Raw genomic sequence first — 24,098 nt, 5'->3', positions numbered from 1 at the left:
CTGTCTCCACATTTAGGAGGAGAATTATATGCACACGATGACTTCGTTATTGAAGAAGATGAAGCAGGAAGAAAAATTGGTCATGTTGACAGCCTACGACTATCCGTCGGCGAAGCTGGCCGAGTCGGCAGGCGTCGACATCATTTTGGTCGGCGATTCGCTGGGGATGGTCGTGCTCGGTTACGACTCGACGATCCCGGTGACGACTTCCGACATGGTCCACCATGCCAAGGCCGTGCGCCGTGGGGCACGGGACACGTTCGTCGTCGTCGACATGCCGTTCGCGACATACCATGGTGATTTCGACCGCACGCTTCAAGCGGCCGCGTCGTTGTTCCAAGACGGACAAGCCGACGCGATCAAGCTCGAAGGGGCCGGCGAGGTGCTCGAGACGATCGAGCGTTTGACGAAAGTCGGTATGCCGTGTGTGGCCCATCTCGGTCTTACACCGCAATCGGTCGGTGTGCTCGAAGGGTATAAAGTACAAGGCAAATCGCTCGAGGATGCCGAACAGTTGATCGCGGACAGCCTCGAGGCAGAACGGGTCGGTGCGAAGATGCTCGTCCTCGAGTGTGTACCGCATCAATTGGCCAAAAAGATTGCCGAGGCACTTACGATCCCGGTCATCGGCATCGGTGCCGGTGCCGACGTGGACGGCCAAGTGCTCGTCTATCACGATATTTTGAAGTATGGCGTCGACCGTCTGCCGAAGTTCGTCGAGGCGTACGCCGACGTGAACGAGGTGGCGACGACGGCAATTCGTAATTACGTCGAAGCGACGAAAGACGGCTCATTCCCGCTCGAACGACACACGTTCACGATGGATGAGTCGCTACTCGATACGCTCTACGGGGGCAAGGCATGAACATCGTCACGACCCCAAACGACTTACGGGAACTGTTGACAGACGTCGGGACGATCGGTTTCGTCCCGACGATGGGTTATTTGCACGAAGGGCATCTCAGTCTCGTCGCGGCGGCCAAGTCAGAGAACGACCTCGTCGTCATGAGCATCTTCGTCAATCCGACGCAGTTCGGACCGAACGAAGACCTCGACCGCTATCCGCGTGACTTCGAGCGGGACGAGGCGCTCGCCCGCGAGGCCGGCGTCGACGTCTTGTTTTATCCGAACACGGAGACGATGTATCCGCTCGACATGGCACGTGTGACGGTGCGCACCGGCGCTGACGTCTTATGCGGGGCGAGCCGGCCCGGTCATTTCGATGGCGTTTTGACCGTCGTCTCGAAACTGTTCAACTTGGTCCGTCCGACGCGCGCTTATTTCGGTTTGAAAGATGCGCAACAAGTCGCTTTGATCGAAGGCTACGTCGAGGACTATTTCGTCCCGGTCGAGATTCGGCGCTGTCCCATCATTCGCGAAGAATCGGGTCTCGCCAAATCGTCCCGTAACGTCTATCTGTCGGAGACAGAGACATCGGATGCGAGTGACATCAACCGGGCCTTGATGGAAGCAAGGGGTGCGCTCGCGCAAGGCGAGGCGATTCGAGACGTGATGGCACGGCTCGAGGACCGCTTGGCGAACATCCCGAACAGCACGATCGACTATGTCGAGATTAAAGACTATCCGACGTTGACAGAGGCGACCCTCGCGTCAACCGAACTTTTGATTGCCGTAGCGGTGCAGTTCGAACGGGCCCGCTTGATTGATAATGTGATTTGGAAGAGAGGATGAATCCGATGATTCGAACATTTATGCATGCAAAGCTACACAAGGCGACCGTCACCGAGGCGAACTTGCATTACGTCGGCTCGATCACGATCGATGAAGATTTGATGGACGCGGTCGGCATCATGGAGAACGAACATGTGCACATCACGAACAACCATAACGGGGCTCGCATCGAGACGTACGTCATCAAGGGCGAACGGGGCTCGGGCGTCGTCTGTTTGAACGGGGCTGCGGCCCGTCACTTCCAAGTCGGCGATGTCGTCATCATCATGGCGTACGGTCAGATGACAGCGGAAGAAGCGAAACAGCATCGTCCGAAAGTCGCCGTGTTGAACGAGCGGAACGAAATCGATCAACTTCTGTACGAAGAGATCGCCCATACGATTCTATGACGCGAACGGGGATGGCTGATAGAGGCATCCCCGTTTTTTCGTGTATCGTTCTATGGTAAGATGAGACAGACAGAAAGCACGATCGTGCCGAAGATGGGATGGATGTTATGGACACCTATGTGATAGTGGATTTGGAGACGACTGGTCATTCCGTCAAGTCCGGCGACGAACTGATTGAATTTGCGGCGGTGGTCGTTCAAGGGAGTGAAGTGATTGAGCGCTACAGTACCTTGATTCGCCCGAGTCGCCCGATCCCGCCTTTTATCACGCAGTTGACGACGATCACCAATCAAGACGTGGCGGAAGCCCCGACGTTTGAAGACGTGATCCCAGATATATGGAAGATGCTCGACGGGCGGATTTTTGTCGCCCACAACGTGTCTTTCGATTTGAATTTTTTGAATGAAAGCTTAGAGGTGGCCGGATATATCCCGTTCCAGGGCCGAGCCATCGACACGGTCGAACTGGCACGGATCCTATATCCGACGCTCGAGAGCCATGCGCTCGAGTCGCTCGCCGAGACGTTTGACCTCGTGCACACCGACGCGCATCGAGCGCTCAGTGATGCCGAGGCGACGGCTGAACTGTTCGTTCGTTTGGTCGAGCGGTTGCGCGCCTTACCGCTCGTGACGTTAAAACAATTGCGACGGCTATCCGAGTCGTGGACGAGCAATGTCGAACCGCTCCTCGACGAGTTGATTCTCGAGGTCGGGATCCGAACCGACGATGAGACGACGTTCGATATTCATCGGAAAATCGCACTGAGACGTCTCGTCGACACGTTCGAACCTGCTGTCGAACGAGAACCGTTCGAACCGTTCCTCCACCGGACGATCGAAGAGACGCTCCCGGCACTGTTCGGTCAATTTGAACCTCGTCAAAGCCAGTTCGAGATGATGCGTCACGTCTACAAGGCGCTCGATGACGAGGCGACGCTGTTGATTGAGGCGGGAACAGGGACCGGAAAGACGTTGGCGTATTTAATCCCGAGCGCCCATCACGCTCTCGAGACGAAGCGTCCGGTCGTCGTCAGCACACATACGATTCAGTTGCAAGAACAGCTGTTGAATCGAGACTTACCAATCTTAAAAGCGATTTTCCCTGAAATCGAGTTCACGCTCTTAAAAGGAAGACGCAACTACATTGACCTCCGCAAGTTCGAGATGATTCTCGAGGAGGCGAACGAGGGCTTGCTCCCGGCGATGTGCAAGGCGATGGTCCTTGTCTGGTTGACCGAGACGGAGACGGGGGACTTGGAAGAGTTGTCATTGCCCGGCGCTGCGTCACAAGGGCCAGCCTCGTTCAAACGGCTGATCCAAGCCGATGCGGCCTCTGACTTCGGTCGCTTCGACCCGTGGTACAGTCGCGACTTCTTCACCCGGGCCGTCTTGCGCTCGAAAGAGGCCGACATCATCGTGACGAACCACGCCTTATTGTTCTCTGATTTGCAACATCAGGCCGGGATTCTCCCGACCGATACGCCGCTCGTCTTGGACGAGGCGCATCAAGTCGAGGAAGTCGCGTCGCATCACTTCGGTGTGACGTTCGACGCGCTCCAGTTCGACCGCCTGTTCAAATGGTTCGGTTACGGTGCCGACGGCAAGTTCCATTCGCGCGTGCTCGGGCTCGCCGATTTGACGGCCGTCGCGGAAGAAGCGGAGGCGTTCAGCAAGGCGACCGATCAAGCGCTCGCCCGCGTCGACGATGAACTGAACGATTTGCTCACGGCGCTCCAGTCACTCGGTAAAAAGCGTGAGCAGCGGCAGACCGTCCGCTTCGAGCGGGAAGGGGAGCCATTCCGGCCGATTCGGGAAGTGGCGAAGCGGCTCGAAGACCGTCTGCGCACGTTGCGGACGACGCTGCGGCAACTGCACCGTCTCCTCGATGAGCATAAAGAGCATATGACGTTCAAACAACGGTCCGTTCTCGGTGATTTGAAGGCGTTCATCGGGGACGTGCGCGATATCGAGAGCGTCCTCTACGAGACGATGCTGACGCGGGACGACGATGCCGTCAGTTGGGTCGAACTCAACTTGGCCAACCGCAAGTTGACCTCGGTGTACACCCAGCCGGTCGAGATCGGACCGCTCCTGCATGAGCGACTGTTCGCCAAACGGCCGACCATCTTGACGTCGGCGACGATGACCGTTTCAGGACGATTCGGCTTCATCGAGCGGCGTCTCGGACTCGACGGGGAGAACGTTCGCCGCGTCGTCCTCGCATCACCGTTTGATTTCAAGAAACAAGCAAAACTGTTCGTCCCGTCCGATATCCCGCTCATCAACGAAGTCCCGCTACCGCGGTTCGTCGAGCAAATCGCGGACTCGATCGCCCAAATCGCCAATGTGACGAAAGGGCGCATGCTCGTCTTGTTCACGTCGAACGAATTGTTGCGTTTGACGCACGAGGCCGTCAAAGATCAGTTGGATGAGGCGTATACACTACTCGCCCAAGGCGTCAGCGGCGGCTCGCGTAGCCGCTTGACGAAACAGTTCAAGCGCATCGACCAGTCGATTTTGTTCGGGACGGCCAGCTTTTGGGAAGGGGTCGACATACCTGGCGAGGCGCTCACCTGCTTGATCATCGTCCGGCTCCCGTTTGCGCCGCCCGACCAGCCGGTCATGCAGGCCCGGTCCGAAAAGATCGAGGCGACCGGTAAATCGTCGTTCTTTGAGCTGTCACTTCCGCAAGCGGTCATTCGTTTCAAGCAAGGGGTCGGTCGTCTGATCCGCTCGAAAGAGGATTACGGCGCCATCTTCGTCTTTGACCGCCGTGTCGAGACGACCCGTTACGGCAAGCAGTTCATTAACAGTTTGCCTGCTGTCGATCGAATCGACGGACCGCTCGAAACCGCACTCGCCGAACTTGAGCTGTTTTTAGACGAGAAAGAGAAGACAGGGCTAGGAAATCAGAGATAACGCTAGGCATCATGAAATTATCGCTTTATAATAATGGGTATAGTGTTTTTTGAAGGAGGAGTAATCATGAATTCGAATATTGAGACGTTGGCGACGGTTCGAATCGAGCCGACAGCAGATGTATACAAAATCGTCGACTTATTGAATCGTACGTTGAAGAGCCAAGATTTAATGTTCGGTCTTGCTTTAGAGAAAAAAGTGAATGATCCGAAGAAAGAAGAGATGGTGTTCACCATCTATCGGACGGAATGACACGGAAGACAAAAGTAGTGATTGCGTTCATGACGGCACTCATCGGTGTCGTCATCGTGTTTAGCGGCATTTATTGGTTCACGGTCGGTCATACCGAGCGGACGAAAGACAAGATGATCGAGGATGCGCGTGAGCGACTCGAGACCGAGCAACCGTCCGTCAACATCGAACGGGCCGAACTGTTTAACGGGACGGAACCATACGTCGTCTTCGAGGAGGCGGATCGGGTCCAGTTCGTGCCGGTCGATGACAAGTTGCCGATTGAGACACGTGACATCGCGACGGTCGACTCGGATCAAATCTGTGCCGAATCGGTCGCGGAAACCGGCGGTACGCTCGTCAGCTGTAAATATGGCTTCGACGAACGGGCATTGATCGAGGTCGTGACAAAAGCGGGCACGTCTTATACGTACTCGTACTATACGCTCCAAGCGGGCGAATTCATTCGACGGGTCCAATTGACGGACTCGCCTTGACGAAACTAGAGGGGGATCTCAATGGAACATCTATTGGCACAACGTGTAAAGCAATTGACACCTTCAACGACACTCGCCATCACGGCGAAAGCGAAAGCGTTAAAAGCGTCGGGGCAAGACGTGATCGGGCTAGGGGCCGGCGAACCGGACTTCAATACGCCTGAACGAATCATCGAGGTTGCCTGTCAGGCCGCGCGCGACGGCGACACGAAGTATACCCCATCTGGCGGGACGGTCGCACTCAAAGACGCGATCATCGAGAAGACGAAACGCGACAGCAACCTGACGTTCACACGTCCAGAGGTCATGGTCGCTTCGGGTGCGAAACACGCTCTCTATGCGCTCTTCCAAGCAATCTTAGATGAAGGGGACGAGGTCATCATCCCGGTACCGTACTGGGTCAGTTATCCGGAACAAGTGAAGCTGGCTGATGGGGTCCCGGTCTACGTCGACACGAACGAGGAGACGATGTTCAAATTGACACCCGAGCTGCTCGAGGCGGCCATCACGGATCGGACGAAGGCGGTCATCTTGAACAGCCCATCGAACCCGACCGGTATGATTTATACGGAGTCTGAACTAACGGCGCTTGCGGACGTCGTCAAACGGCATGATTTGCTCGTCGTCAGCGACGAGATTTATGAGAAGCTCGTCTACGGCGATGCGAAGTTCGTCTCGATTGCGACGTTGCCTGACATGCGGGAGCGGACGATCATCATCAATGGCGTCTCGAAGTCACATGCGATGACGGGATGGCGCATCGGCTATGCGGTCGGTGACAAGACGATCATCGAGGCGATGACGAACCTCGCGTCGCACTCGACATCGAACCCGACATCGATCGCGCAAGCGGCGGCGGTCGAAGCCTACAACGGACCGCAAGATGACGTCGAGATGATGCGCGTCTCGTTCGCCGAACGACTCGAAATCGTCTATGAACGCCTCATCGCGATCCCAGGGATCACATGCTTGAAGCCGCAAGGCGCATTTTACTTATATGCTAACGCCAAAGAAGCGGCGACGATGAGCGGTTACGATTCGGTCGACGCGTGGTGCGAGGCCGTCCTTGGTGAGGCGTTCGTCGCGCTCGTCCCAGGTTCAGGTTTCGGTCAGGACGACTATGTCCGTTTGTCATATGCAACAGAATTAAAACGCGTACTAGAAGCGCTCGATCGAGTGGAAGACTTCATTACACGTAACGCTCGATAAGCGAAAGGATGGATATGAACATGACAACTATTTCAATCAGCCAATTTAAAGACTATGAAGGCCAGACGGTCCGGGTCGGAGCTTGGATCGCCAACAAACGTTCGAGCGGGAAAATCGCTTTCCTTCAACTTCGTGACGGGAGCGGCTTCGCCCAAGCGGTCGTCGTCAAAGCCGATGTGGCCGAGGACTTGTTTGCCCTTGCTAAAGGCGTGACGCAAGAGACATCGGTCTGGGTGACCGGCACCGTCAAATCGGACGGCGGACGCACGCCGCTCGGCTTCGAACTCGAGGTGACGGACATGGAAGTGATTGCGGAGTCCGTCGACTATCCGATCACACCGAAAGAGCATGGGACGGAGTTCTTGATGGACAACCGTCACCTATGGCTCCGCTCGCGTCGTCAGCACGCGATCATGAAAGTCCGTAACGAATTGATTCGGGCCACGTACGAGTTCTACAACCAAGAAGGCTTCGTGAAGATCGACCCACCGATCATCACGTCGAGCGCACCGGAAGGCACGACGGAATTGTTCGAGACGGACTACTTCGGACAGCCGGCCTACTTGTCGCAAACCGGCCAACTCTATATGGAAGCCGCAGCGATGGCACTCGGTAAAGTGTTCTCGTTCGGCCCGACGTTCCGGGCCGAAAAATCAAAGACACGTCGCCACTTGATCGAGTTTTGGATGATCGAGCCGGAGATGGCGTTCTTCGACCACGACATGAGCCTCGATCTCCAAGAGCGTTACGTGTCATACATCGCCAAATCGGCGCTTGAGAACTGCCGTAACGAATTGGAGTTGCTCGGACGTGACTTGTCGAAACTTGAAAAAGTCCAAGCTCCTTTCCCGCGCGTTCGTTACACGAATGCAATCAAGTTCTTGAAAGAGGAAGGCTTCGACGATATCGAGTACGGCGACGATTTCGGCGCGCCGCACGAGACGGCCATCGCCAACGCGCATGACCTCCCGGTGTTCATCACGCATTGGCCGAAGGAAATCAAACCGTTCTACATGAAAGTCGACCCGGAGAACCCGGAACTCGTCCTCTGTGCCGACTTGATCGCGCCGGAAGGTTACGGCGAGATTATCGGCGGCTCGCAACGTGAAGACGACTACGACCGGTTGAAAGAAGAAATCATCAAGGAAGGCCTCGATGAGACAGACGCGTACGACTGGTATCTCGAACTCCGTAAATACGGTTCGGTCCCGCACTCTGGCTTCGGTCTCGGCCTGGAGCGGACGGTCGCATGGATTAGCGGTATCGAGCATATCCGCGAAGCGATCCCGTTCCCACGTCTCTTGAACCGCATTCACCCATAATCGCCGATCGGGGATGACTTTGTCTTCCCCGATTGATTTGTCTAGAAAGGATGTGCGACATGGATGCACATAATATAATCAAGCTGTTCGAACAAAATCCAGTCGTCGTTCCGAGGAAACTGTTCACCGAGGCGCGCCGCCTCAACTTGACGCCGGTTGAGTTCAATCTCGTCATCCATCTGCTTGAAATGATTGGGGAAGGCATCGAGATGCCGCTTCCGAGTGAGCTCGGGGACCGGATGAACGTGGCCGAGAGTGAGGCCCGCGCCGTATTGCTCGGCTTGCTCCAGAAAGAGTTGATCGCCATCGACGCATCGGCCGAGGTCGAGCGATACAGTCTGCTCCCATTGTTCTTGGCGCTCGAGGAAGGGGCGACGTCTGAAAAATCGGCCCATTCATTGAATGAGAATATCATTCATACGTTCGAGCGCGAGTTTGGAACGATCACCCCGTTCGAGATCGAGCAGATCGTCGGCTGGTTGACCGAGGACGGTTTTAGCGAAGAGCTGATCATGGCCGCGCTTCGGGAAGCGAAACTACGCAACGTGCGTAACTTCAAATATATGGACAAGATCCTCCGAGTGTGGCAAGACCATAACGTCGAGTCACTCGAGGACCTCGTCGATTATCAACGGAGGAAAAAGTGATGTTGACGAGAGCCCAATTGACTGAAGTGTCGGACACGATGCGTCGCATGTTTCCGGACGCCCACTGTGAGCTGACCCACCGCAACCCATTCGAGCTCGTCGTGGCCGTGGCGTTATCGGCGCAGGCGACGGATGCGCTCGTCAACAAAGTGACGCCCGGTCTGTTCGAGGCCTATCCGACCGTGGAACAGATGGCGGCCGCGGACGTCGCGGACATCGAGGCGTTGATCAAACGCATCGGCCTGTATCGGAATAAAGCGAAAAACGTGAAGGCGCTCTCGATGCAAATCGTGGAGCGTCATGACGGGATCGTCCCGTCTGACCGTGAATCGCTCGAGGCGTTGCCTGGCGTAGGTCGCAAGACGGCCAACGTCGTCTTGTCCGTCGCGTTTCATGAACCGGCGTTCGCTGTCGACACGCACGTCGAGCGCGTCTCGAAACGGCTCGGCATCTGTCGCTGGAAAGACAACGTCCGGCAAGTCGAGGACACGCTCATGAAGAAGTTTCCGCGCGAAGAATGGTCTCAGCTCCATCACCAGTTCATCTTCTTCGGGCGCTACCACTGTAAAGCGCAACGTCCTGCCTGCGAGACGTGCCCGCTTTTGCACATGTGCCGCGAAGGCAAGAAACGAATGAAGTCCAAACAAGCGATGGGACAATGAATAAGCGTCTTCCTGATCTCATGATCGGGAAGACGTTTTTATACGTATGGGGGTATTTTTTGCTATACTCAATTCAGTTAGCAATCGGCAAGGAGGATGTATGTGGATGAAACTCGGATTGGAATAAAAGAAAATCAAATGAACTTTATCTTGCTCGTCGTGACAAACTTTTTCGTCGGATCGATGGTCGGTCTCGAGCGGACGATTTTGCCTATCATCGGTGAAGAGGACTTCGGTCTCGTATCGACAAGTGCGGCACTCTCCTTCATCATCAGCTTCGGATTCTCGAAGGCGGTCGTCAATTACTTCGCTGGGGCCATCGCCGATCGGTTCGGTCGCAAGCGTGTGCTCGTCTTCGGCTGGGGGATTGGACTGTTCGTCCCCGTGCTCGTCATGTTGGCCCCGTCCTGGTGGGTGATCATCGTGGCGAACGTCTTGCTTGGGGTCAACCAAGGACTGACGTGGTCGATGACGGTCAATATGAAGATTGATTTGGCCAAACCGACGGAGCGGGGGCTCGCGGTCGGACTGAACGAGTTCGCGGGTTATGTCGGCGTCGCCGTGATGGCGGCCGTCTCTGGTATGATCGCCGTCACGTACGGAAGTCGGCCGGAACCGTTTTATATCGGTGTCCTCGTTGCATTCGTCGGTCTCGGATTATCGCTGTTCGTCCGCGATACGACGAAACAGTTACAGCTCCAACCGACGAGCGGATCTGAGAAGTCACGTTCTGCGAAAGATGTGTTCATGACGACGACGTGGAAAGACCGTTCGCTCTCGAGCCTGACGGTGGCCGGTCTGTCGACCAATCTGAAGGACGGTATGGCATGGGGCTTGTTCCCGATTTATTTTGCCGCGCAAGGGCTCAGTCTCGCGGAGGTCGGATTGATTGTGGCGGTCTATCCGGCGGCATGGGGCTTTTTCCAACTGTTCACCGGGGTATGGAGCGACCGCATCGGGCGCAAAGGCTTGATTGTTGTCGGGATGTGGGTCCAGGCCGGTTCGCTTTGGGCGATTCTGGTCATGTCGGACTATTGGCAATGGGTGCTCGCCGCGGTCATGCTCGGCGTCGGGACGGCGATGGTCTATCCGACGCTTCAAGCCTCGATTAGTGACGTCGCCGAACCGTATTGGCGCGCTTCGGCAATGGGTGTCTATCGATTTTGGCGCGACAGCGGCTATGCGTTCGGGGCCCTGTTCGCCGGGGTGTTGACCGATGTGTTGTCCATCGATTGGGCGATCGGGCTTGTGGCCGTCTTACCATTCTTGGCCGGGCTAAACGCGATCGGTCGGTTGCGGGAGACGCTGCCGGGCTTGCGCCGAACGTAAAAACCGCCTTGCCGAATGTTCGGCAAGGCAGTTTTTAATGGTTCCACGGATGGTCGCTCCATTCGCGGCGCTTTTTCGTGATCGGTACTTTTTTGAATCCCCAGTTACGGAAATCTTGGTCAGGACTTTCTTTACGAATGTAAATCTTGTCCTTGATGGCTTTGAAGATTCGGTTCTCATCCCCATAATGGACGAACCGTGGTTTCACTTCGATGACGCCGCGGCGCACGCGCGAAAGCGGGAGACAGACGAGGTCAGCGATTTCGAGCCCAGACTGATAGATTGTATTTTGTTTCTCCGAGAAGATGAAGCCTTTGATCTTTTGTCGGCTCTTCTCGACGTCGAGATGGACCGTCCCTGAATTGAAGATATCGAAGAACGCCTTCTGGATGAGTAGGTTCTGATAGTCATCCCGTGACTCCAAGACGACGCGAGCGCTGACCGCTTCCGTCTCTTCTAAGAACGCATAAAACGATTTCATCAAGTGAGCGAACGCGACGACGTACGGGTCTTTAGGTGTTGAATAGAAGTCGTGAAGCTTTTGCTTATCGACCTCGACACTGATGATCGTACAGTTGATATCGCGTAGGAAGTCCGGCAACTTGTTCCAGAAGTCACGAAGCATATCGATCGTGATGCCATCCTCTTTCCCATATGGATGCTCGGCTTTTAAAATCTCTTTTAAATGGAGCAGGATATTCTCCGTCTTGAACACGTCGCGCTTGAAAGCATATAAACGGCGTTTCAATTCACATGGCATCCCGGCCTCATCGGCATCGATCGCATATTTATATTCCATCAATACGCCGGTGAGATTGAACTGGGTGTTCCCTTTAGGCGTGCCCGTCTCGTCGACGAACATGACATACTTCTTTTGTGTTTCCATCTTACTCCTCCAACCATGGCTCCCCTTTTTATCCGAGCGAGCCTGCTAATTGTTTTCCAACCTTGGTTTACGCTGCTGATTGCACATTAATTGCACACTTTTTCAAACTTACGTCAATCTGCGTTTAATCCGTCTTAATTATGGCTAATAAGTAGAAGACTTATTTCAGAAAAATAAATAGCTCTTCCGTAACAAGGTCGTGTCAATTTGACTACACAATGAACTACCTACTAGTTTAACATACGGGAGTTTGGTACGATATGGATTGCGGAAAATCCACAGAGGAGTCGAGCGACAGAACTCGACAATCAGACTTCAGACGGAAGGAACGGCTGGACCAACCTGTTAAACTAGAGACTAGGGGTGACGACATTGTTCCATTATCCAAACGGAAAAAAGCCGAAACCTGCGGCAACGCCGGTCCGCTCTAATCCGCAGACGTATGCGAACCGAGGGATGAACCTCGAGACGCTGCTGAACGACACGAACGAGTTTTACCGCCTCCATGGGCGAGCGGTCATCCATAAAAAACCGACGCCGCTGCAAATCGTGAAAGTCGATTACCCGAAACGGAGCGCGGCGAAAGTGACCGAGGCGTACTTCAAGCAAGCATCGACGACCGATTACAACGGGGTGTATCGCGGGAAGTACATCGATTTCGAAGCGAAAGAGACGAACAATAAGACGTCATTCCCGCTCGGAAACTTTCACGACCACCAAATCAACCACATGCGCGAGTGTGAGCGACATGGAGGGGTTTGTTTTGTCATCATTCGGTTTAGCCGCTATAATACGCAATATGTGTTATCAACGGAGCAATTATTAGTTTGGTGGGAACAGCGCGAATCAGGACGGAAGTCGATTCCGCTATCCTATATCGAGCAAGAAGCAATCGAAGTTCCAACCCGGGCGATGCCGGCCGTCGATTATTTGACGGCGATTGAGGCGTGGCTCGATTGAAATAGAAGGAGTGAAGCATGAATGGAACGAAGTCGGATGGCACGTCGACAAGATTCGACGACCAATAAACGTAAACCAGCGGCCAAAAAGCCGAAACAAAAAACGAAGAAGTCGAAGTTTCGGCGCATATTAACGATTTTAGGGATTTTATTCATTATTGGCGTCATCGCCGGGGGCGCATACACGGCGTATGCGATTGCGACGGCACCGCCGCTCGATGAAGAGAAGTTGGTCGATACGTACCCGATCCAGCTGTTGTCAGCTGAAGGCGAACCGCTCGAAGGGAGCGGACAAATTCGCGAGTATGTCTCCATCGATGACATCTCAGAAGTGATGCAACAAGCGGTCATCTCGATCGAGGACCGTCGCTTCTATGAACATAACGGGATCGACTTGCGCCGTATCGGCGGCGCCGTGGTCGCGAACTTGACGGACGGCTTCGGGGCCGAAGGTGGTTCGACGATCACGCAACAGCTCGTCAAACAATCGTTCTTGTCGACCGACAAGAAATTGAAGCGGAAGCTGCAAGAACAGTGGCTCGCCCTCAAACTTGAGCGTGAGTATACGAAAGAACAGATTTTAGAGATGTACTTGAATAAAAACTATTACGGCACGGGCGGATATGGTGTCCAGACGGCATCGAAGCGCTACTTCAACAAGCCGGTCTCAGAAGTGAACTACCAAGAGGCGGCCATCTTGGCAGGTCTCCCGCAACGTCCGAGCGCCTATGACCCAATCAACGGGGATCAGGAACTGACGCGTTATCGTCAAGAGCAAGTGCTCTCAGCGATGAAGCGTGACGGTCACATCACCGAGGAACAATACAACGAGGCGCTCGACGTCGAGATTGCGGACGTCATCTCGCCAGGTGAAGAGACAGTAGAAGAGACGTACACGCGCTCGATTTACGCCCGCGTCCAAGCCGAGCTCGAGGAAGACTACGGTCTCGAGCAGGCCGATATTTACGGGACGGGCTTGAAAGTGTATACGTCAATTAATAAAGATTTGCATACGAAGTTCAATAGCGATATTAAATCGGACAACGTGAACATCCCGAATGGTGCATTCCCAGAAGATCTACGAATGGGCGCGACCGTGTTGAACACGAAGACGGGTGAAATCGTCGCCGTCATCGACAGTCAGCAAGCGAAACAAGGCGATAAGAACTATCGTGATTATTCGCGTGAGAAACGCCAAATCGGATCGACGGCGAAGCCGTTCTTCGATTACGGTCCAGGAATCGAGAACGCACAGTGGTCGACTGGGAAAGTGCTGATCGATAAAGCGTTTGACGAAAGCGATAATTATAAACCGAAAAACTACTACGATGGCTTCCGTGGTGCCAATACGATGCGCTACTACTTGACGATCTCCGGGAACACGCCGGCTGTTCGTGCCTTCTACGAAGTGCGTGACGAGTTCGGGCAAGACGCGATTCAATCGTTCGTCGAGAACGTCGGCATCGAGCCGTCGATGTCGGGCGACGAGATGAACGCCTCGAACGCACTTGGTGCCGCTGAGGCGAGCACTACACAAATGGCAGCCGCTTACGCCGCACTCGGGACGAATGGGATGTATACGAAACCCCACGTCATCCAAAAAATCGAGTTCAACGACGGATCGACGATCAACTCACCAATCAAGGCGAAGCAGGCGATGGAAGACTATACCGCCTATATGTTGACGGACATGCTTCGTGATGTTGTCAGCGGTTCGAACGGCACGTATGAGCCAGGTGCGTTCCCGTGGGACGTCGCCGGCAAAACCGGTACGACAAATAACGACATGGATAAATGGTTCACCGGCTATACGACCGACTACTCGATCTCGGTATGGACTGGCCGCTCGAATGGAACAGCTGAATCGGTGATGAAACCGAACTACGCCCAATACTACTTCGAGTATATGATGCAACAAGTGACGAATGCGACGGGTCAACCGGATCGCTTCCAGCAACCGGAATCGGTGCTCTCGCTCGGAAACGAGTTGTACGTCAAAGGGACGAAACCGAAAGACTTGCAGCCGGATAAACTCGCCGCGCCGACCGGGGCGTCAGTCGACTATGACGTACCGGGTGAAACGGGAACACTCTCTTGGTCATACGACAAGCAAGCAGTCCAAGCCGCTGGTTACCAAGGACTTTCGTTCACCGTGAAGGAGACACGTCCGGACGGTAGCGAGCGTGTCGTTGGGACGACCGAAGACACGAGCATCGCCATCTCTGGCCTCGGTGAAGGGGAGACGACGTTCACGATTGTCGCCAACGCGACGAACGCGCTCGTCGGCGATCAACAGTCGAGCCCGCTCCAAACATCCTACACGGTCGAACGAGGCGAAGAACCTGCTGCCGAAGAGGAAGAAGAGCCCGCCACGGAAGAGGCGCCTCCTGAAGAAGAAGGCGAGCAAACCGATGGCGAGAACAACGAAAACAACGGCAATAACGAAAATAATCAAAATAACGGAAACGACAACAACACCGAAGACGAGAACACGGAAGAACCGACCGAAGAAGAACCGACAACCGATGAGACAGACGGGGAAGCGGATTCGGATGGGGGCGTCAGCCGTCAATCGACGTCAGACTCAGAAGGCCGTGGTAACGGCAACGGGAATGGCAACGGTGGTCGTGACTAAACCGACTCACAGGAAACAGGGCGACATCAGCGCCCTGTTTTTCTGTTTCGTTTGCTATAATGAAAAGAAAGCGAATAGGATGGTGACACATGGTACAACTCTCACTGAAACGCAAGATGAAAGTGTTGTTTGTGATCGACCGACTGCAAGACGATGATTTAGGTATCCCGTTACACGGTATCAACGGCTTAAAAATGAGCCGATTGCTCGTCGAGGAGTCGATTCCGTTCGGACGCTTGATTGATGATCAAGCTATAGCCGAGGCCAGTGGCCATCCTTATTTGAAACGAATCGGCGTCGAGACGATGTTCCTCGGCGACGAAACATTCTATCCAGAACTTCTGCGAGGCAAGCGTCAAGCGCTCGCGATGCATGAAGACTATCATAAAGCGGTGCAGCGTTACACGAAACATTTGCAGGCGGTCCATTCGAAATGTACAAAGCTACATACCATCGTCTTGTTCGGACGGTCGACGCAACGGTTGTATGACGATGCGATCATTCGACTCGAAGAAGAGAATGGACATGTCGCCGAGTCTTTCAAAGAAATGGCGGTGCTGCGTTTACCTGCCGTCCATCGGCTCGTACGCGATGAACGGATCGGCGAAGTGAAATCAATCGTGGAGCGACTCGCACCTTCGAAATCGTAAAGAAGGTGAACCTCATGCGGAAAAAACGTTCCGTGGAAGAAATGATCCATACGCTCAAGACCGACCCGGGTTTTTCTCAAAACGTGACACATTGGCATACGGTCGAGGCGAAACCGGCCCGCTACGCACCGATTCCGTCGAGTGTGCCACCAGATCTCGTCAGGGTGTTGCATGGCCGGGGAATTGAACAACTGTACACCCATCAAGCCGAAGCGATTGAGCAGACGTCGCGTGGAAACTCGACGGTCATTGTCACACCGACCGCATCCGGGAAGACGCTCTGTTACAATCTGCCCGTCCTGTCGAAAATGATTGAACAACCGAATGCCCGGGCGCTCTATCTGTATCCGACGAAGGCGCTCGCGCAAGACCAAAACAGCGATTTGATGGAGATGGTCGAAGCGCTCGAGGGAGACTTGCGTTGCTTCACCTATGATGGCGACACGGCACCGGCAGCCCGGACGAAAGTACGTGACGCCGGCAATATTGTCATCACGAATCCGGATATGTTGCATTCCGGCATCTTGCCGCATCATACGAAATGGATTCGATTGTTCGAGAACTTGGAATATATCGTCGTCGACGAACTGCATACGTACCGAGGGGTATTCGGTAGCCACGTCGCCAACGTGTTCCGCCGCTTGAAGCGGATCTGTGCCTATTATGGGAGCCATCCAAAATGGATCATGACGTCAGCGACGATCGCCAACCCGGTCGAACTGGCTGAACTGTTGACGGAAGAGGACGTCGTCCTTGTCGACAACAACGGGGCGCCCCAAGGCAAGAAACATTTGATTTTCTACAATCCGCCCGTCGTCAATGAAGCGCTTGGCATTCGTCGGAGCGCCACGCTCGAGACGAAGCGGATCGCCTCAAAGCTCGTCGAAGCGGACATTCAGACGATCGTCTTCGCCCGCTCACGGGTACGGGTCGAGGTATTGTTGACGTATTTACAAGAACTGACGCGGCGCGAGCTCGGTCCCAAGTCGATCGTGGGCTATCGGGGCGGCTACTTACCGTCGGAACGTCGTGAAATCGAGCGCCGGCTCCGTAACGGTGAAATCAAAGCTGTCGTCTCGACGAACGCGCTCGAACTCGGTGTCGATATCGGCCAGTTGCAAGCGTGTGTCTTGAACGGCTATCCGGGCACGGTCGCCTCGATGTGGCAACAAGCGGGCCGGGCCGGGCGCCGGCACTCCGAGGCGCTCGTCATCTTTGTCGCCTCGTCGTCTTCGCTCGATCAACTTGTCGTCGAACAGCCCGATTTGATTTTAGACCGATCACCGGAAGCAGCTCGGCTCGACCCGAACAATTTAATCATTCTTGTCGACCATATGAAATGTGCCGCTTTCGAACTGCCTTTCAAAAAAGGGGAGCGGTTCGGAACGGTCGAGACGGAAGAAATTCTCGATTTCTTGACGGACGCCCACATCTTGCATGAACGGGCCAATAAATATTATTGGATGACGGACGCGTTCCCGGCCCATGATATCTCGCTGCGGACGAGTGATCAAGAGAATGTCGTCATCGTCGATCAAACCGCGAAGAACCAAGTCATCGGCGAGATGGATACGTTCAGCGCGATGACGTTGCTTCATGACGAAGCCATCTATTTACATGGCGCCGAGCAGTATCAAGTCGAACGTCTCGACTTCGAAGAGAAGAAAGCGTATGTCCGACGTGTCGACGTCGACTACTATACGGATGCCAATTTGGCAGTCGAACTGAAAGTGTTGGAAGAGAACAAGACGACCGGCGTGAAGACGTTCGGAGAAGTGTCGGTCATCGCGATGGCGACACTGTTCAAGAAAATCAAGTTCGGGACGCACGAGAATATCGGTTCCGGGCCGATCCATTTGCCGGAACGGGAATTGCACACGACGGCGACTTGGTTCACGCTCGATGAACGGTTCGCCTATTCGGAAGCCGACATGGAGGACCAGCTCGAAGCGGTCAGCGACCTGTTGCGTCGCTTGGCCCCGCTCTATTTGATGTGTGACACGCTCGATCTGTTCACGACGATTCAAATGAAAGCGACCCATACGAATAAACCGACGGTCTATTTATATGACCGTTACCCGGGCGGCATCGGACTGAGCGAGGCACTCTATCGCGACGCCGACGACGTGTTGGATGCGGCCATTCGAACGGTCGACGACTGTCCGTGCGAGAGCGGTTGTCCGCGCTGTGTCGGGATGATCGGCTACGGTGACTTTAAACAGCAGGTCGTCAGACAGTTACAAGCATTGAAAGGAACGATATGAAAGCAAAACTATCACGACTCATTAAAACGAATGATAAGAAACAGGCGGCCGTGACGTCGGACGACGTCGAACAGGCGAAGTGGCGCGAGCGCGGCGGAGAGATTTTGACGTTCGGACAAGAGTGGTGCGTCCGCTTGAAGCAGATTTATCCGCTCGACGAGACGTACCATGACTTTACATTCGGTTCCGCCAAAGCCTCGCTCGCGACATCGACCCATCCCTTTTTCCAAGTCGATGTCTCGTCCGAGCAGGTGTTGTTCATGGATACCGAGACGACCGGGCTCCGCGGATCGGGGACCTCGATCTTTTTGATCGGATTCGCGCGTTTCCAAGGGGACCATCTTGAGATGATTCAATACGTGTTGCCGCATCCGGCGTTCGAGACGGCGTTTTACTATCATTTCTTGAACGACATCGGCGACGAGGTCCGTTTCGTGACGTATAACGGCAAGTCGTTCGACTGGCCCCAAATTAAAACAAGACACACGTTCGTCCGCTCGAAAGTCAAAGCACTCCCAGCCGTCGGCCATATCGATTTGTTGCATGCCTCGCGTCGTCTGTTGAAACCGACGCTCGAATCGGTGTCGCTCAAAGCGGTCGAAGCCCATTTCGGGCATGCCCGGACGGACGACTTGCCCGGATTCTTGGCGCCGATGCACTATTTTCAATACGTGAAGGAGCGTGAACCGGATATTTTACAGCCCGTCATCGAGCACCACCATGCCGACTGCTTGAGTCTCGTCTCGCTCTATAAACGGCTCTGTCATCTCGTCGAAGCCGACGAGACACCGTTTGGTGAAGAACGCGCGCACTGGTTGAACGACCTCGGCAACGCCGAGGCGGCGCTTCAAGAGTACGAGAGGCTCGAACAGCCGACGAAACGGGCTTTGATGCGTCAAGCGGTCCTGTTGAAACGGACCGGCCAGATGGAGCAGGCGCTGCCGCTGTTCGAACAAGTCGGCACGATCGAGGCACTCGTCGAATTGGCGAAATATGCCGAACATCGCGAAAAAGACATCAATCGGGCCATCATCTATACCGAACAGGCCATCGCCTTGGCGGAACGGAAAGAGACGGTACTTCGACAGACCGCCTTGACCGAGATGCGGGCGCTTCGCCACCGGATGAACCGGCTAGAAAGGAAGCAGTCATGAAAGTTGTCGCCATCACAGGATACCGGCCGCATGAGCTCGGCATCTTCAAAGCCGACCATCCCGGTATCGACATCATCAAGGAAGCGTATGAGCGAAAAATAGTCGAAGCCATCGAACTTGGGGCGGAATGGTTCATTTTTAGTGGCACGAACGGTTGTGAATTATGGGCTGGAGAAGTATTGTTAGAGTTAAGAGAATCTTATCCAATCAAAATCGCCGTATTTCCACCTTTTTTACAGATGGAAGAGAAGTATAAGCCGTACGAGCAAGAATTGTTCATTCGCTTGCAACTCGAGGCCGACTTTTTTGAAGCGCTGACCCAGCGTCCTTATGAGGACCCGAGCCAGTTGCGGGCAAAAACCGCCTTCTTTTTAGACAAAGCAGCAGGATTAATCACGCTGTATGACGAAGAGACGGGAGGAAGCCCACGCTTTCTCGTCGAAGGGGCTAAACGAAAACACCAGATGGAGTTATTCTTGATCACACAGGAGGAATTACGCGTGATCGAAGAAGAAAAACAATGGGAACAACATTGGGAGTGAAAATCATGCAAACTGAATTAACAGCTGAAGCCATTTATAAACAAGAATTCAAGACCGCCCTCCGTGGGTACTCACAAGAAGAAGTCGACCAGTTTTTGGACGTCGTCATCCGCGATTATGAGAAGATGACGAAAGAAATCGAACGGTTGCGCCAAGAGAATGAGTCGTTCCGCCGCGGTTCGAACGAACAAGCTGAACCGGTCAAACCTGCCCAGCCTGTCGCGTCGAACTATGACATGTTGCGTCGTATCTCGAATTTAGAAAAGGCCGTCTTCGGAAAACAGGTCGGCCCAAGCGAATAAAGGGAGGAGGTGGAGAAGATGTTACAAGTATTGACGGCCGTCAAAAAAGAACCTGAGAAACGACAGACGAAAGGCTTGTTCCGCACGAAAGAAGAAGTCATCGCACCGCCAAAGTCGTACACGGACGAGATCGTCGAAATCATCCGTCACACATGCCGGTTTGATTGGATGATGATCGAACAAGTCGAGCTCGGTGATGATGTGCTCGATTATGTATTGGTCGGCCCGAAAGGCGTCTTTTTAGTCCGCATCAATCGGACGACGTCGGCCGTCCATATGACGAACCGTGACTGTCGTCTCGAGACATCGCTCGGTTGGAAGAACATCTATCCGCATCCGATGGAAGAGCTTGAGCGGAGGACGAAGCACGTCCGGAGCGTCTTGAAGAGGCAATGCGGACAAGCTGTCCCTGTCACGTCATTTTTAATATTCCCAGAGACATCCCGTCTCAAGGTGGAACGCATTAAAGCGAATTGCGCCGAGACGTTCGACTTGATTGACGACGTCATCACGAAGACGAAGCTCGAGCTGTTGTCCGAGACGACGATTAAACACATCGCTTACTATTGCTCAGAGCGGCAAGTACATAAATAAAAATGGCGCTGAAGAGTCAGCGCCATTTTTATTTCAATAGTTGTCGAGCCTGTTGGGCGTCTTTGCGATGGACGAACAAGGCGACCCGATCGTCCAAGTTTTTCGCGAGCGGACGGAATAGGCGTCCGGTCGGCAAGCCATGTTCGACACGACAGGTGATGCCTTGTTCCGTCAAATACGTATAGTCGTCGAGCAACGCCTCGCCTTGCTTGCCGAACGCCTCGCCGAAACGGACCCATTGCAAGTTGCGGACGGCACGAATCGAGACGAGCACGACGAATGTGATGCCTAAGACGATAATCAATATTGTTTCCAAATCCAAAGCGTTCAACCCCTTCTTTACATAATTTTAAGGGTGCAACCGCTTGAATGCAACAACGATAGACCGGTATACTCAAAAGAAAGTGAGGGATGACCATGAAAACAACGATTCAATCGCGTCGCGAAGCCGTGACACTGCTAGAAGACAAGCACGTGCTCTACATCCGCATCCATAACGGGCAGACCGGGATGATCAAACAAACGGAAGACGGAATCATCATCGCGATTCCGAATGAAGAGACAGATAAAGTCGATTTCCGCAAGTTAGAGGACATCGAAGCGTTTGAGGCGTTCTACGATTTGACGCTGTCGAAGCCAGGGACGCTTTATTATAACCAAGCATAAACAAAGCTCCACTCATCTCGAGTGGAGCTTTTGTCATGGTGTCGGCAGCCAAGCCGCCATCGTCGCTTGCAATGCTTCAGGGCGCAGGTGCCGCTGTTTATGAAGCAAATAGCCGTCCGGTCGGATGACGAGTACGCCGCGTTTCATGAACAATGATTTCGCGAGCTCGTTGCCTTGATCGAAGAAGGGACGACTCGTCTTCGAGAGCGTGATGATTTGGAAGAACGATTGATGATCGTTCAAATAGTCGTAGAGGGCGGTCGCATCACGTTTATCATCGTCGAGGATGAGCACTTGGAACCGCCCATCCGCAATCTCCGAGATTTTGGTGCGCAATCCGTCGTCCGTCCGGATGATCTCGATCTCTGGGAAAATCTTGCCCTTGGTGACTCGCAAGAACGGAATTCGGGAATGGCCGGGATAAGACAAGTGTAGTTGGGCGATTCGTTCCGTGATCTTTTGGTTGACCAAATTGACGCGTGTAAAGACGTCGGCGCCGAGCGCTTGGAACGGCAAGAGGACAGGTAATGTCGTCTGTAACACCTCAGTCGCCACGTTCGTCGTCTGAAGCACGTTACGAGCCACGTGCTCGCGTTCATCGCGATATGAGGCGACGACATGGAACGGCGAACCGGCTTTCAAATGGAGCCATAGCTTCCAACCGAGATTGAACGAGTCGGCGATGCCGGTGTTCATCCCTTGTCCGCCGACGGGTGAGTTGATGTGGGCGGCGTCTCCCATTAAAATGACTCGGTTGTGGATGAACGAGTCGACCATCCGATTGTGGACCCGGAAGAGCGAGAACCATTCGACTTCATCGATCTCGACATCCATATGGCTGCGCTGTTCAATCAACTTGCGCAGTTCTGCCTCGCTGAACGACTCGTCGCTCGCGAGATTGCCCGTGATGCGAATCGTGTCATCCGTGAGCGGGAATACTTCTAAGACGCCCCGGTCGGAAAAGAAGATATGCACTTCTTCGCGCGAGATGTTCCACTTCGCTTTCATATCGGCGAGCACCCAAGACTCTTTAAACGATTTTCCGCTGAATGGGAGGGCGAGCATCCGTCGAATCGAACTGTTCGCGCCGTCAGCCCCGACGACGTATTTGGCTTCAATCGTCCGGTTCGACGCATCCGACTCGAGGTGGGCTAGCACGCGGGACGGATAGTGTGTCAACGAGACGAGCGACTCGCCGCGCTGGACGGAATGACCGTGTCCGTTTAACGCATCCTCTAAAATCGCCTCGGTCTCATTTTGACGCAGCAACGTCACGAACGGGTACGGCGTGACGAGGCGAGAAAATTCGAGCTTGGCCGTCCATTGACCCGAGAAGTACAGATTCCCTTTCTCGATCGTCCGGGCCCGGCCGAGCACTTCTTTGGCGACATCGAGCCGAGAGAACACTTCGATCGTCCGCGGCTGAATCCCGATGGCACGAGAATTATTTGACGGGGTCGTCTTGCGATCGATGATTTCAAATGAAATGCCATATCTGGCTAACGTCAATGCGAGCGTGAGTCCGGTCGGGCCCGCTCCGACGATCAGTACATCAACTTGTTTGTCCACCACATCTACCAACTCCTATCGTTAATAATGGTATTTCCGACATTTGATGCGTTTAAACGAGGAGACAACGGTGGAAGTGTAGAAACAAAGAGAACGAGGTGGAGAGAATGGACAAATCGTGGATCACAGAACAACAATTACGTGACAGTTTCTCGATGGAAGAAAACTATGAACAGACGGCAGCCGTCCTGATCCCGTTGACTGAGGTCGACGGGACGTGGCACGTCGTCTTTGAAGTACGGGCTCATACGATGCGACGTCAACCGGGAGAGATCTCCTTCCCGGGCGGCCGCCTTGACCCGGGCGAGACACCGGTCGAGGCCGCTGTCCGAGAGACGAGCGAGGAGCTCTTGCTCGCCTTGTCGGATATCGAAGTCATCGGTCGCCTGCAACCGCTCGCGACGCCACATCGGCAACTCATCTATCCGTTCGTCGGGGTGATCCCGATGCAACCGGACGTCCATCATACGGATGAGGTCGATCACTTATTCTCCGTCCCGGTCGAGACGCTACTCTTGCTCGATCCATTCCACGGCGAGATGGAATGGACGATGAATCCGGATCAAAATATCCCATTTGAGCGGATGGCGAACGCTAAAGCGTACGAAAAACGGGTAATTAAAATAAGAGAACCTTTCTATGAACACGAAGACTACATTATTTGGGGATTGACTGGAAAAATTTTGACACAATTTATTAAACGACTTAAAGAAAACGTATTCAAACCGATATAATTTCGTTATAATGATAGAAACAAATTTAAGATTGGAAGTGAATGGGTGTGTCTGTAGAATTCGTTGTGGGTGATATCGTCAAGTCAACTCGTGAAGGTTGGGTCGCTGAAGTGACTGCCGTATTGACCAATACGGTCATCGGGGACGTTTCCATCATGGAAGAATTTCAACAACTTGGTCTCGAATTCGAGAAGCAAGTTTTACTGAAAACAGAATTGGAATTGATCGAACGCGCCAGCTGACCTTT

At 53.9% G+C, this 24,098-nt stretch carries 25 protein-coding genes; 22 read left to right on the top strand and 3 right to left on the bottom strand.

The window, feature by feature from the left end; translation table 11 throughout:
- Positions 1 to 28: 28 nt before the first annotated feature.
- From panB to NMQ00_RS08960, 11 genes are all read left to right on the top strand, one after another.
- Entirely contained in the window at positions 29 to 865 is an 837-nt protein-coding gene (panB, locus tag NMQ00_RS09010; RefSeq protein ID WP_255176435.1) for a 3-methyl-2-oxobutanoate hydroxymethyltransferase, read from the top strand.
- Positions 862 to 1,692, top strand: coding sequence for a pantoate--beta-alanine ligase (panC, locus tag NMQ00_RS09005; protein WP_255176434.1), 831 nt, complete (start codon positions 862 to 864; stop codon positions 1,690 to 1,692). The genes panB and panC overlap by 4 nt, the downstream gene beginning before the upstream one ends.
- 5 nt (positions 1,693 to 1,697) lie before the next feature.
- A complete protein-coding gene (gene panD / locus NMQ00_RS09000) occupies positions 1,698 to 2,081 on the top strand; it encodes an aspartate 1-decarboxylase (protein WP_021067221.1) in 384 nt (127 codons plus the stop codon).
- A 107-nt stretch (positions 2,082 to 2,188) separates the two neighbouring features.
- Positions 2,189 to 4,999 carry an ATP-dependent DNA helicase DinG gene (gene dinG, locus NMQ00_RS08995; RefSeq protein WP_255176433.1) on the top strand — a complete coding sequence of 937 codons (2,811 nt, stop codon included), beginning with the start codon at positions 2,189 to 2,191 and terminating at the stop codon, positions 4,997 to 4,999.
- A 66-nt stretch (positions 5,000 to 5,065) separates the two neighbouring features.
- Complete coding sequence (locus NMQ00_RS08990; RefSeq protein WP_016509977.1) at positions 5,066 to 5,251, top strand: YpmA family protein; 186 nt, start codon at positions 5,066 to 5,068, stop codon at positions 5,249 to 5,251.
- Complete coding sequence (locus NMQ00_RS08985) at positions 5,248 to 5,727, top strand: hypothetical protein (RefSeq protein WP_255176432.1); 480 nt, start codon at positions 5,248 to 5,250, stop codon at positions 5,725 to 5,727. The genes NMQ00_RS08990 and NMQ00_RS08985 overlap by 4 nt, the downstream gene beginning before the upstream one ends.
- Positions 5,728 to 5,748: 21 nt before the next feature.
- Complete coding sequence (locus NMQ00_RS08980) at positions 5,749 to 6,936, top strand: pyridoxal phosphate-dependent aminotransferase (protein ID WP_255176431.1); 1,188 nt, start codon at positions 5,749 to 5,751, stop codon at positions 6,934 to 6,936.
- A 20-nt stretch (positions 6,937 to 6,956) separates the two neighbouring features.
- The gene (asnS, locus tag NMQ00_RS08975; protein WP_255176430.1) at positions 6,957 to 8,258 is read left to right on the top strand and encodes an asparagine--tRNA ligase; all 1,302 of its coding nucleotides are present in this window, start codon (positions 6,957 to 6,959) and stop codon (positions 8,256 to 8,258) included.
- Positions 8,259 to 8,317: 59 nt separating this feature from the next.
- Positions 8,318 to 8,905, top strand: coding sequence for a DnaD domain-containing protein (locus NMQ00_RS08970; protein WP_255176429.1), 588 nt, complete (start codon positions 8,318 to 8,320; stop codon positions 8,903 to 8,905).
- Entirely contained in the window at positions 8,905 to 9,567 is a 663-nt protein-coding gene (nth, locus tag NMQ00_RS08965) for an endonuclease III (protein WP_255176428.1), read from the top strand. Before NMQ00_RS08970 ends, nth begins: the two co-directional genes overlap by 1 nt.
- A gap of 138 nt (positions 9,568 to 9,705) precedes the next feature.
- On the top strand, positions 9,706 to 10,896 hold the full coding sequence (locus NMQ00_RS08960) for an MFS transporter (protein WP_255176427.1): 1,191 nt from the start codon (positions 9,706 to 9,708) through the stop codon (positions 10,894 to 10,896).
- 34 nt (positions 10,897 to 10,930) lie between these two features.
- Here the strand turns inward: NMQ00_RS08960 and NMQ00_RS08955 are convergent, their stop codons facing one another.
- Entirely contained in the window at positions 10,931 to 11,782 is an 852-nt protein-coding gene (locus NMQ00_RS08955; RefSeq protein WP_255176426.1) for a DUF3800 domain-containing protein, read from the bottom strand.
- Positions 11,783 to 12,145: 363 nt separating this feature from the next.
- Here NMQ00_RS08955 and recU point away from each other — a divergent pair, with 363 nt between their 5' ends.
- The 8 genes from recU (at position 12,146) to NMQ00_RS08915 (ending at position 20,882) form a co-directional block, all read left to right on the top strand.
- Positions 12,146 to 12,742 carry a Holliday junction resolvase RecU gene (gene recU, locus NMQ00_RS08950; RefSeq protein WP_084592793.1) on the top strand — a complete coding sequence of 199 codons (597 nt, stop codon included), beginning with the start codon at positions 12,146 to 12,148 and terminating at the stop codon, positions 12,740 to 12,742.
- Positions 12,743 to 12,763: 21 nt separating this feature from the next.
- The gene (locus tag NMQ00_RS08945; RefSeq protein ID WP_255176425.1) at positions 12,764 to 15,376 is read left to right on the top strand and encodes a transglycosylase domain-containing protein; all 2,613 of its coding nucleotides are present in this window, start codon (positions 12,764 to 12,766) and stop codon (positions 15,374 to 15,376) included.
- A gap of 89 nt (positions 15,377 to 15,465) precedes the next feature.
- Positions 15,466 to 16,026 (top strand): hypothetical protein, encoded by a 561-nt coding sequence (locus NMQ00_RS08940; protein ID WP_255176424.1) that lies wholly within the window; start codon positions 15,466 to 15,468, stop codon positions 16,024 to 16,026.
- A 14-nt stretch (positions 16,027 to 16,040) separates the two neighbouring features.
- Positions 16,041 to 18,290: a DEAD/DEAH box helicase gene (locus tag NMQ00_RS08935; protein ID WP_255176423.1), complete on the top strand. Its 2,250-nt coding sequence runs from the start codon at positions 16,041 to 16,043 to the stop codon at positions 18,288 to 18,290.
- The gene (locus tag NMQ00_RS08930; protein WP_255176422.1) at positions 18,287 to 19,444 is read left to right on the top strand and encodes a ribonuclease H-like domain-containing protein; all 1,158 of its coding nucleotides are present in this window, start codon (positions 18,287 to 18,289) and stop codon (positions 19,442 to 19,444) included. Before NMQ00_RS08935 ends, NMQ00_RS08930 begins: the two co-directional genes overlap by 4 nt.
- The gene (locus NMQ00_RS08925; RefSeq protein WP_255176421.1) at positions 19,441 to 19,986 is read left to right on the top strand and encodes an SLOG family protein; all 546 of its coding nucleotides are present in this window, start codon (positions 19,441 to 19,443) and stop codon (positions 19,984 to 19,986) included. Before NMQ00_RS08930 ends, NMQ00_RS08925 begins: the two co-directional genes overlap by 4 nt.
- 5 nt (positions 19,987 to 19,991) lie before the next feature.
- Positions 19,992 to 20,288, top strand: a complete 297-nt coding sequence (gene gpsB / locus NMQ00_RS08920; RefSeq protein WP_255176420.1) for a cell division regulator GpsB — start codon at positions 19,992 to 19,994, stop codon at positions 20,286 to 20,288.
- An 18-nt stretch (positions 20,289 to 20,306) separates the two neighbouring features.
- Positions 20,307 to 20,882 carry a nuclease-related domain-containing protein gene (locus tag NMQ00_RS08915; protein WP_255176419.1) on the top strand — a complete coding sequence of 192 codons (576 nt, stop codon included), beginning with the start codon at positions 20,307 to 20,309 and terminating at the stop codon, positions 20,880 to 20,882.
- 28 nt (positions 20,883 to 20,910) lie between these two features.
- On the opposite strand, the gene NMQ00_RS08910 is transcribed toward NMQ00_RS08915, so the two are convergent.
- Positions 20,911 to 21,204 carry a hypothetical protein gene (locus tag NMQ00_RS08910; RefSeq protein ID WP_255176418.1) on the bottom strand — a complete coding sequence of 98 codons (294 nt, stop codon included), beginning with the start codon at positions 21,202 to 21,204 and terminating at the stop codon, positions 20,911 to 20,913.
- A gap of 95 nt (positions 21,205 to 21,299) precedes the next feature.
- Here NMQ00_RS08910 and NMQ00_RS08905 point away from each other — a divergent pair, with 95 nt between their 5' ends.
- The gene (locus NMQ00_RS08905) at positions 21,300 to 21,548 is read left to right on the top strand and encodes a hypothetical protein (RefSeq protein WP_114165725.1); all 249 of its coding nucleotides are present in this window, start codon (positions 21,300 to 21,302) and stop codon (positions 21,546 to 21,548) included.
- Between the two features lie 33 nt (positions 21,549 to 21,581).
- Here NMQ00_RS08905 and NMQ00_RS08900 read toward each other — a convergent pair whose 3' ends face one another.
- Positions 21,582 to 23,120 (bottom strand): FAD-dependent monooxygenase, encoded by a 1,539-nt coding sequence (locus NMQ00_RS08900; protein ID WP_255176417.1) that lies wholly within the window; start codon positions 23,118 to 23,120, stop codon positions 21,582 to 21,584.
- Between the two features lie 104 nt (positions 23,121 to 23,224).
- On the opposite strand from NMQ00_RS08900, the gene NMQ00_RS08895 reads away from it, so the two are divergent.
- Entirely contained in the window at positions 23,225 to 23,851 is a 627-nt protein-coding gene (locus tag NMQ00_RS08895) for an NUDIX hydrolase (protein ID WP_255176416.1), read from the top strand.
- A 65-nt stretch (positions 23,852 to 23,916) separates the two neighbouring features.
- Positions 23,917 to 24,093, top strand: a complete 177-nt coding sequence (locus NMQ00_RS08890) for a DUF2187 family protein (protein WP_232819504.1) — start codon at positions 23,917 to 23,919, stop codon at positions 24,091 to 24,093.
- Positions 24,094 to 24,098 lie beyond the last annotated feature (5 nt).

The sequence above is a fragment of the Exiguobacterium aurantiacum genome, assembly GCF_024362205.1.
GTDB lineage: Bacteria > Bacillota > Bacilli > Exiguobacteriales > Exiguobacteriaceae > Exiguobacterium > Exiguobacterium aurantiacum_B.
Note: the sequence above shows the minus strand (reverse complement) of the source record. Positions and strands in the feature narration are given on the sequence as shown.

Coding starts and splice junctions, on each gene's coding strand:
- NMQ00_RS08895 (WP_255176416.1), top strand. CDS start 23,225: ATGGACAAATCGTGGATCACAGAACAACAATTACGTGACAGTTTCTCG.
- NMQ00_RS08905 (WP_114165725.1), top strand. CDS start 21,300: ATGAAAACAACGATTCAATCGCGTCGCGAAGCCGTGACACTGCTAGAA.
- NMQ00_RS08930 (WP_255176422.1), top strand. CDS start 18,287: ATGAAAGCAAAACTATCACGACTCATTAAAACGAATGATAAGAAACAG.
- asnS (WP_255176430.1), top strand. CDS start 6,957: ATGACAACTATTTCAATCAGCCAATTTAAAGACTATGAAGGCCAGACG.
- dinG (WP_255176433.1), top strand. CDS start 2,189: ATGGACACCTATGTGATAGTGGATTTGGAGACGACTGGTCATTCCGTC.
- NMQ00_RS08970 (WP_255176429.1), top strand. CDS start 8,318: ATGGATGCACATAATATAATCAAGCTGTTCGAACAAAATCCAGTCGTC.
- gpsB (WP_255176420.1), top strand. CDS start 19,992: ATGCAAACTGAATTAACAGCTGAAGCCATTTATAAACAAGAATTCAAG.
- panC (WP_255176434.1), top strand. CDS start 862: ATGAACATCGTCACGACCCCAAACGACTTACGGGAACTGTTGACAGAC.
- panB (WP_255176435.1), top strand. CDS start 29: ATGCACACGATGACTTCGTTATTGAAGAAGATGAAGCAGGAAGAAAAA.
- NMQ00_RS08955 (WP_255176426.1), bottom strand. CDS start 11,782: ATGGAAACACAAAAGAAGTATGTCATGTTCGTCGACGAGACGGGCACG.
- NMQ00_RS08940 (WP_255176424.1), top strand. CDS start 15,466: ATGGTACAACTCTCACTGAAACGCAAGATGAAAGTGTTGTTTGTGATC.
- panD (WP_021067221.1), top strand. CDS start 1,698: ATGATTCGAACATTTATGCATGCAAAGCTACACAAGGCGACCGTCACC.
- NMQ00_RS08985 (WP_255176432.1), top strand. CDS start 5,248: ATGACACGGAAGACAAAAGTAGTGATTGCGTTCATGACGGCACTCATC.
- nth (WP_255176428.1), top strand. CDS start 8,905: ATGTTGACGAGAGCCCAATTGACTGAAGTGTCGGACACGATGCGTCGC.
- NMQ00_RS08960 (WP_255176427.1), top strand. CDS start 9,706: ATGAACTTTATCTTGCTCGTCGTGACAAACTTTTTCGTCGGATCGATG.
- NMQ00_RS08945 (WP_255176425.1), top strand. CDS start 12,764: ATGGAACGAAGTCGGATGGCACGTCGACAAGATTCGACGACCAATAAA.
- NMQ00_RS08935 (WP_255176423.1), top strand. CDS start 16,041: ATGCGGAAAAAACGTTCCGTGGAAGAAATGATCCATACGCTCAAGACC.
- NMQ00_RS08925 (WP_255176421.1), top strand. CDS start 19,441: ATGAAAGTTGTCGCCATCACAGGATACCGGCCGCATGAGCTCGGCATC.
- NMQ00_RS08990 (WP_016509977.1), top strand. CDS start 5,066: ATGAATTCGAATATTGAGACGTTGGCGACGGTTCGAATCGAGCCGACA.
- NMQ00_RS08980 (WP_255176431.1), top strand. CDS start 5,749: ATGGAACATCTATTGGCACAACGTGTAAAGCAATTGACACCTTCAACG.
- NMQ00_RS08915 (WP_255176419.1), top strand. CDS start 20,307: ATGTTACAAGTATTGACGGCCGTCAAAAAAGAACCTGAGAAACGACAG.